Source organism: Gordonia sp. (in: high G+C Gram-positive bacteria) (assembly GCF_049647785.1).
Taxonomy (GTDB): Bacteria; Actinomycetota; Actinomycetes; order Mycobacteriales; family Mycobacteriaceae; genus Gordonia.
Genome location: NZ_JBARYI010000085.1, coordinates 1 through 7,875, shown reverse-complemented (window position 1 = coordinate 7,875; position 7,875 = coordinate 1). Strand labels below are relative to the sequence as shown.

General features: G+C 62.1%; 8 protein-coding genes. 3 read left to right on the top strand and 5 right to left on the bottom strand.

The genetic code is table 11. The annotated features are described in order from the left end of the window. Window positions 1-10: 10 nt before the first annotated feature. Genes WBA38_RS14905 through WBA38_RS14895 form a run of 3 tightly spaced genes read right to left on the bottom strand, consistent with a single transcriptional unit; the run spans window position 11 to window position 2,513 of the window. The gene (locus WBA38_RS14905; protein ID WP_424294952.1) at window positions 11-901 is read right to left on the bottom strand and encodes a co-chaperone YbbN; all 891 of its coding nucleotides are present in this window, start codon (window positions 899-901) and stop codon (window positions 11-13) included. A 44-nt stretch (window positions 902-945) separates the two neighbouring features. Further along, a complete protein-coding gene (locus tag WBA38_RS14900; RefSeq protein WP_424294954.1) occupies window positions 946-1,311 on the bottom strand; it encodes a DUF3817 domain-containing protein in 366 nt (121 codons plus the stop codon). A gap of 8 nt (window positions 1,312-1,319) precedes the next feature. After that, the gene (locus WBA38_RS14895; RefSeq protein ID WP_424294944.1) at window positions 1,320-2,513 is read right to left on the bottom strand and encodes an acetyl-CoA C-acetyltransferase; all 1,194 of its coding nucleotides are present in this window, start codon (window positions 2,511-2,513) and stop codon (window positions 1,320-1,322) included. A gap of 118 nt (window positions 2,514-2,631) precedes the next feature. Here WBA38_RS14895 and mce point away from each other — a divergent pair, with 118 nt between their 5' ends. Together mce and WBA38_RS14885 are read left to right on the top strand one after the other, a co-directional pair. Then, the gene (gene mce, locus WBA38_RS14890; protein WP_424323022.1) at window positions 2,632-3,117 is read left to right on the top strand and encodes a methylmalonyl-CoA epimerase; all 486 of its coding nucleotides are present in this window, start codon (window positions 2,632-2,634) and stop codon (window positions 3,115-3,117) included. Window positions 3,118-3,247: 130 nt separating this feature from the next. Then, the gene (locus tag WBA38_RS14885; RefSeq protein WP_424294948.1) at window positions 3,248-4,219 is read left to right on the top strand and encodes a hypothetical protein; all 972 of its coding nucleotides are present in this window, start codon (window positions 3,248-3,250) and stop codon (window positions 4,217-4,219) included. Window positions 4,220-4,258: 39 nt separating this feature from the next. Here WBA38_RS14885 and nucS read toward each other — a convergent pair whose 3' ends face one another. Next, window positions 4,259-4,945, bottom strand: coding sequence for an endonuclease NucS (nucS, locus tag WBA38_RS14880; protein ID WP_424294949.1), 687 nt, complete (start codon window positions 4,943-4,945; stop codon window positions 4,259-4,261). A 92-nt stretch (window positions 4,946-5,037) separates the two neighbouring features. Between nucS and WBA38_RS14875 the strand changes: the two genes are divergently transcribed. Beyond that, window positions 5,038-6,531: an NAD-dependent succinate-semialdehyde dehydrogenase gene (locus tag WBA38_RS14875; RefSeq protein ID WP_424323021.1), complete on the top strand. Its 1,494-nt coding sequence runs from the start codon at window positions 5,038-5,040 to the stop codon at window positions 6,529-6,531. A 6-nt stretch (window positions 6,532-6,537) separates the two neighbouring features. On the opposite strand, the gene WBA38_RS14870 is transcribed toward WBA38_RS14875, so the two are convergent. Beyond that, a complete protein-coding gene (locus tag WBA38_RS14870) occupies window positions 6,538-7,686 on the bottom strand; it encodes a low temperature requirement protein A (protein ID WP_424293347.1) in 1,149 nt (382 codons plus the stop codon). Window positions 7,687-7,875: the final 189 nt, after the last annotated feature.

Below are 7,875 nucleotides of genomic sequence, written 5' to 3'. Positions count from 1 at the left end.
ACGGGGTGCCCTAGTACAGGGCGGTCGCGAGCTTGCGCCGTGCTGCCACGACGAAGGGCTCGGCGGGGTCGAACAATTCGAAAAGTTCTAACAGACGTGCTCGCGCCTTGGTGCGGTCGTCGTCGCGGGTGACCTTGATGAGGTCGATGATTCGGTCGAACGCTGCCTCTGGCCGCTGACCCAGGAGCAGTACGTCGGCAGCCGCCAACTGACCGTCGACGTCGCCAGCTTCCGCGCTACCCACAATTGACGGATCGTGTGCCTGCGCCCGCATGACGAACTCCAGGTTTCGGACCGCCGCCGCGGCCTCCACATTGCCAGGCTCCTCAGCGACGATCGCACGGTAGGCATTAAGCGCACCATCCATATCGCCAGCGTCCATCAACCCTTCGGCAGCCACCATCCGCGGATCGTCGTCAGGCTCGGCGGCCGCACCCGCACCACCGCCGTCGGGCAGCATGTGTGCGGTCTTGGCGATGATGTCGTCAATCCAGGCGCGGATCTGCTCTTCCGGTTGCGCGCCATTGAACGCGGTCACCGGCTGCCCGGCAACCATGGCGATCACCATCGGTACTGACTGCACACCAAACGCCTGGGCGATGCCGGGGCTGGCGTCCACATCAACTCGGGCCAGCGTCCACTGCCCTCCAGCAGCGGTGGCCAACCGAGCAAGCACTGGCGACAACTGCGCCGACGGCTCAGCCCACGCCGCCCAAAGATCAACGACGACGAGCTGGCTCATCGACCGTTCGACGATGTCGCTTTCGAAATTGGACTCGACAACGTCGATGACGGCCGGGGCACTTCGGCCCGGAACCGACGAAGGAGCGGGCCGCGTCGCAGCTGCACGCTGCGCTTCGGCCCGCTCCTTGAGCACTTGCAAATCTACTGCTCCGGTCATCGCCATTGCGGCGCTTCCGGACATGGGAAGTCGCGAAGGTCTACTCACACATTCAGTGTGTCACGATCCTCCGGCACGCTGAACTCGGTACTGGACAGTTCGCCCAGATGCCCATTCTTTTTGGCCCACCATTCGAAGATGATGCTGAAGAACGGTGGCAGCGACGCAATCAGCGCCAGGCCCAAGACCTTCACGTCCCAGTTCAGTGCGCGAGCAGCGAGCAGGGCGAGAATGACGTAAGCGATGAACGCGACACCGTGCAGCATGCCGGGGACCATGGTCGCCGAATCGATGCCTGCGCCGTACTTGATGCCCATGCCGATCAGCAAAAGGCCCCAGGTGATCGCTTCGATGACAGCAATGAAGCGGAATCGCTTGGCCGGGGTGGAGAGATCAAAAAAGCTGTTCATTGAGAAGTTCACGCCTTCGGGACTCGGATGATGAGTGCGTCGCCCTGGCCACCGGCACCGCACAGTGCGGCAACGCCGACGCCGCCTCCGCGGCGGGCCAGTTCGAGCGCGAGATGCAACGTGATGCGGGCGCCGGAAGTGCCGATCGGGTGGCCGAGCGCAATGCCACCACCGTTAACGTTCACCTTTTCCGGGTCGACACCGAGATCACGAGTCGATGCCAGACCGACGACAGCGAACGCCTCGTTGATTTCGAGCAGATCGAGGTCGGTCGGGGCAATTCCCTCACGCTCACACGCCTTCTTGATGGCGTTGGCGGGCTGCAACTGCAGCGAGGAGTCGGGGCCTGCGACAACACCGTGCGAGCCGATCTCGGCCAGCCAGGTCAACCCAAGCTCTTCAGCCTTGGCCTTGCTCATCACGACCACGGCTGCGGCACCGTCAGAGATCTGCGACGAGTTGCCTGCGGTGATGGTGCCGCCCTTGCGGAACGCTGCCCGCAGCCCGGACAGCGACTCTGCGGTCGTGTCGGCGCGAACACCTTCATCGGCGACGAAGTTCACCGGGTCACCCTTGCGCTGCGGAACCGGCACGGGAACGATCTCATTGTCGAAAGTCCCGTTGGCGATGGCCTCGGCGGCGAGTCGGTGGCTACGGGCCGAGAACTCATCCTGCTGCTCGCGGGTGAAGCCGTTGTCGTCGTTGCCCTGCTCGGTGAGGCCACCCATCGGCTGATCGGTGAACGCATCGTGCAGCCCGTCGAACGCCATGTGGTCGACGAGTTCAGTGTTGCCGTACTTGAAACCGCCACGGCTTCCGGGCAGCACGTGCGGTGCCTGCGTCATGGATTCCATACCGCCAGCAACGACGACGTCGAACTCGCCTGCGCGGATCAACTGGTCGGCGAGGGCGATCGAGTCGATGCCCGAAAGGCACATCTTGTTGATTGACAGCGCAGGCACGTCCCACGGGACGCCAGCCTTGACGGCAGCCTGACGCGCAGGCATTTGTCCGGCGCCGGCGGTCAGAACCTGGCCCATGATGACGTAATCGACGACGGCCGGGTCAACACCGCCCCGTTCGAGGGCCCCCTTGATGGCGATCGCGCCGAGATCAACGGCGGAGAAGTCTTTCAGAGACCCCATCAGTCGTCCCTGCGCGGTGCGCGCGCCGGATACGATCACAGTGGTGTTGTCGGACATGAATCAGCTCCTTGGCGTTGGCAGCGTCCATCCAATCGAACTACGACGCAGACGCTGCTGTCTTACTCGGGGCAGCCGTAATGAGCGCCCCGCCTGCTAATAACGCTACCGTTATGGCATGAGCAACTCCGCATCAAATGACGTGACAAACCCCACCGCGAGCGGACCGATGGCAGCGATCGGTGACCTTGTGACCACCGTCGACCATGTCGGCATCGCTGTTCCCGACCTTGACGTGGCAGCCGCCTGGTGGCTCGACAACCTTGGTTTCGTTAATCAGCACGAGGAGATCAACGAGGAGCAAGGCGTGCGGGAGGCCATGATTGGCCCCGCTGGCGGCGAAACGATGATCCAACTGCTGGCGCCACTCAATGAGGCGTCGACGATCGCCAAGTTCATCGATCGCAGCGGCCCCGGCCTGCAGCAACTGGCGGTGCGCGTGACCGACCTCGACGAGGTCGCCAAGCGTCTGACCTCGGCGGGTGTGCGCCTGCTGTACCCGGCGGCCAAGCGTGGCACGGCCGATTCGCGGATCAACTTTGTGCACCCGAAGGATGCTGGCGGCGTCCTCCTGGAACTGGTTGAGCCTGCCGCTGGTCACTGATTTCATCGCAGGATGCGGGCGGTTTCCACGGATTGGTCGCCCGCATCCTGATCGGTTCGTTATCAATCTGCAGCCAACACCCCGCGCCAGGTCCTGAGTAATCCGGCTCACTCGCCCTAGACTGGCTCGCATGTCAGCCCCTGGACATCGCCAAAGCCCCTTCCCCATCGTCATGCGCGGTTACGACCGCGATCAGGTCACCGATCACTTGCGGCGGCTCGATGCCGAATTGCGCATGATGGCCTCCGACCGTGATTCTGCACACGCCAGTGCCGAGGATTTGCAGGGTCGGCTCGACGACGCACGGCACCGGATCCGTGATCTGCAAGACGAAGTGAACGTCTTGTCTGTTCCGCCGACGACGGTCGCCGGGATGACCGATCGCGTCTCCCGCATGTTGCAATTGGCGACCGACGAAGCCAGCGAAGTTCGGGCGAACGCCCGCGATGAGGCCGATGAGCGCCTCTCGGTAGCTCGGCAAGAAGCCGAAGACATTCGATCCGAGGCCGCCGCGGCGTCCGTTCGGACCAAGGAATTGGCGCAGGATCACGCCGACGCCATCATCACGGACGCCGAAGAGCGCGCCGCGAAAATCGACGCCGAAGCCAAGCAACGCGAGCAGCAGTCCCAACGCGATCAAGAGTCTGCCCGTGAACGCGCCAACGAAATTATCGCCGCTGCCGAACGCGATGCTGCCAGCCTGCGGGGGTCGGCCCACAGCATCGCGATGGCCCGATTGGGACGATCCCGCGAACTCGCATCGTCGGCGAAAGACGCGCACACCCAGATCTTGGATCATCTCGCAGCACTGCGCGAACACATCACCAATCTCCCCGATGCCCTAGCGCTGTCGGACGAGGAACTCGACCTGGTGTCTCTCACCGAGAGCGACGATCTTGCTCTTCTCAATCGCAACTTGGTTGGTCGCGATCGATTTACCACGACTGATGATTCTTCCTCGGGTGAAGCATCAGAGCAGACCGACGTCCTCGACGCCATCGACAACGAGTACGGGGACGACAGCTTTGGGGACGACAAGTTCTTGGGCGGCCTGTTCGGCTCGGCGGCGAAAAAAGAAGACGACGATCAAGCGACCGCCTAACAAGGCCCCGCAGGGCCCGCCAGGAACAATTCAGGTCCGCTAAAACAGCTTAAATTCGTTGTTCTCGGTGCCGCGAAGCTTCTCGTAATCGAGAGTGACGCACCGAATTCCGCGGTCGTTGGCGAGGGTTTTGGCCTGCGGTTTGATTGCTTGTGCGGCGAAGATCCCAGCGACCGGGGCAATTGTGGCGTCACGGTTCAGGAGCTCCAGGTAGCGGGTCAGCTGTTCCACACCATCGATTTCGCCGCGACGTTTAATTTCGACGGCGACAGTCTGCCCATCGGCGTCGCGGCACAGGATATCGACCGGTCCGATGGCCGTCATGTATTCACGTCGAATCAACGTGTAGCCCGCACCGAGCGTCTCAATGTGTTCGGCGAGCAGTTCCTGCAGGTGTGCCTCAACACCGTCTTTCACAAGCCCGGGATCTAACCCCAGTTCGTGGCTCGAATCGAGGTGGAACTCCGCGATCGTGATGCGCAGTTGTTCACCGGCCTTGTTCTCCACGACCCACACGGCCTTGACGTCGTCTTTGCCTTCTGGCGCTGGTTCCTCGGCGAGCCAGCACGGTGGACTCATCCAGTTCAGCGGCTTGTAGGCACGGTCGTCGGCATGGATACTGACGGACCCGTCGGATTTCACCAGCAGCAGGCGCTTGGCCATCGGCAGGTGTGAGGTGAGGCGACCAACATAGTCGACTTTGCAATCAGCAATTACGAGACGCACACCGCGAGTCTAGTGGAGCCCTCCGACAGTTTCCTCGGCCAGTCCGTCCGCGGGGCCCCGGCACCCTTGATACGGGACTACCCTCGGGACTCATGAGCGAGCGCACCGTATCTCAGACTGAACTACCCGACGCTGCTGCAACTTTGCTGGCCGATGTGCCGACCCAATTGTGGGTGGCTGGCGTCGAACGCCCGGCTTCGGATGGCTCGACGTTCGACGTCATCAATCCCGCTACCGGCAGTGTTCTAGCGACCGTTAGCAATGCCACCGTCGACGACGGAATCGCAGCTCTCGACGCTGCCGAGGCGGCTGCCGAGACTTGGGCCAACACCCCTCCACGCGAGCGCGGCGAGATCCTTCGGCGCACCTTCGACCTGATCACCGCGAGGCGCGACGACTTTGCTCTCCTCATGACCCTCGAGATGGGTAAAACCATCCCGGAGAGCCTCGCGGAAGTTTCGTACGGCGCCGAGTTCTTCCGATGGTTTTCCGAGGAGGCGGCCCGGATTAACGGCCGTGTCACCACTGCCCCGGCAGGTAACGGACAGATCGTGGTTACCAAGCAGCCGGTGGGAATCTGCTTGGCAATTACTCCGTGGAACTTCCCCCTCGCGATGGGAACCAGGAAGATTGGTGCCGCCTTGGCTGCTGGCTGCACGATGGTCGTCAAGCCGTCCGAGGACACTCCCCTCACCACCATGCTGCTTATGAAAATCATGGCCGAGGCGGGCCTACCGGCGGGTGTCCTCGCGGCTATCCCAACGGTGCGGGCACCGGAGGTCGTCGCGGCAGTGATGGACGACCCGCGCCTACGTAAGGTCTCGTTCACCGGTTCCACACAGGTCGGCAGCGCTTTGCTCGCGCAGGCCGCGAAGCATGTGTTGCGAACATCTATGGAACTCGGGGGAAATGCGCCCTTCCTGGTGTTCGAGGACGCCGACCTCGATGCCGCAGTTGAAGGCGCGATGAGCGCGAAACTCCGCAATGGCGGTGAGGCCTGCACGGCCGCCAATCGGCTCTTGGTCCAAGAGTCGGTGCGCGAAGAATTCACCCGTAAGCTCACCGCCCGGATTGCCGCGATGAAGGTTGGCCCGGGCTGGGACGAGGCGTCGCAACTTGGCCCCATCATCAACGACCGTCAGCGCACGCGGATGGCCGCCCTGGTCGAGGACGCCGTCGCCAAGGGCGCGCAAGTCCATACTGGCGGTACATCGCTGCCGGGCGATGGTTTCTACTACGCTCCTACCGTCATCGACCGCATTCCGCAGGGGTCTGACATCTTGACGCAGGAAATCTTCGGCCCCATCGCCACCATCGTCAGTTTCGACACCGAAGAGGAAGCACTGCGACTTGCGAACGACACCGAGTATGGGCTGGCGGCGTACTTCTATTCCACCGATCTGTCCCGAGTTCAACGAGTCTCAAGCAGGCTTCAAGCTGGCATGGTCGGAGTTAATCGTGGTGTGGTGTCCGATCCCGCTGCGCCGTTCGGCGGCATCAAGCAATCAGGCCTCGGCTCCGAAGGCGGGTCTGAGGGGATCGGCGAATACTTGAATACGAAGTACGTGGCGCTCCCGCCCGTTTAGTCGCCGCTACAGGTATTGCCCGTGTTGGCCGGCCCTGACGCCAATGACGTCGTCGGCAATGATGATGGCATAGACAAAGATCAGAATGCTGACGAGTTGCATCCAGACGCCACCATAGACGCCGATCGGAATTGTGAAGGCAGCTATCGCCGCGGCGAGGAGCCTGGTCCAAGGTCGGGGTAGACGTAAAACTATCCGGAACAGCGTTTGACCCATCATGTAGAGGGCAACACCACCAGACAGTGCGACGGCTTGGGGCCAGGAAGCGTGGCTACCGGAGTGCGAGATCGTCATGCCGAGGCCGGCAGCAGTGAACAGGACACCCAGCAGCATTGGCACGAAGGCATAACCATAGGCAAGCAGTGCCGGTCGGTTTCGCTGCACGACAGGAAGCGATTCCAACGCGTGGCGGCCCTGCTCGTCGTCGACGCCGAAGAATGACCACCACAGCACATAGCAGATTGCCAGACCCAGCCCGACGTCGATGAAGAAGGCTAGGTCCATCTCCATCCCTGCGAGACTGGCACCGATCGCCACGATCGACTCGCCGATGGCGATGATAAGAACCCCGCCGTGTCGCTCACTGTAATGCCCGGGTCGGACAACGAATCCGTCGACCGATCGTGAACGTCGAGACGGCCCGATGATGAGAACGAGTACCGCCGTCGCCCACAGGAGATAGCTGAGTGGCGAACTTGCGTATCCGCCGGCAACCACCAGAAGCGAAGCCCCGAGATTGAGCGGCAAGATCTGCATTACGGCTTGAGCTGACGATGGCCCTCCCGATACCCGGAAGAGGAGTCCGTGGATTAACGTGACCCCCAGGAACGCCCACCCGAACACAAGTCCGCGGCCTTCCACAGCATCTGGCACCGCTAGCGCAACGATAAAGAACCCGAACATCCCCACCATGAGGGCCGAGCGCCGCCCTGTGGTCGACGGTGCGATCTCGTTTGTCAGCCACACGTAACCGCTATACATCCACCAGGCGATCATGAAGATCAACGAAACTTCTCCAGCGGTCTTCCAACTGGGAGCGACGCTGAATGAATGTGTTAGCTGGGTGATGGTGAAGACGAAGACAAGGTCGAAAAACAACTCGAGGGTCGACGCGCTCCCCTGTCCACCGAGGTCCGCCTCGTCGAGTTCCGTCATCTTGGCAGCCTAGCCGTCATTCGCGGAATACGGCGGGAAGTGCAGGCACGGCTACTTTGGCTGCAAATGAGTCAAGCCCCCGAACCATTGCTGGTTCGGGGGCTTGGCTTAAATTGTGTTCGGCGGTGACCTACTCTCCCACACCCATTACAGTGCAGTACCATCGGCGCAGGTGGGCTTAGCTTCCGG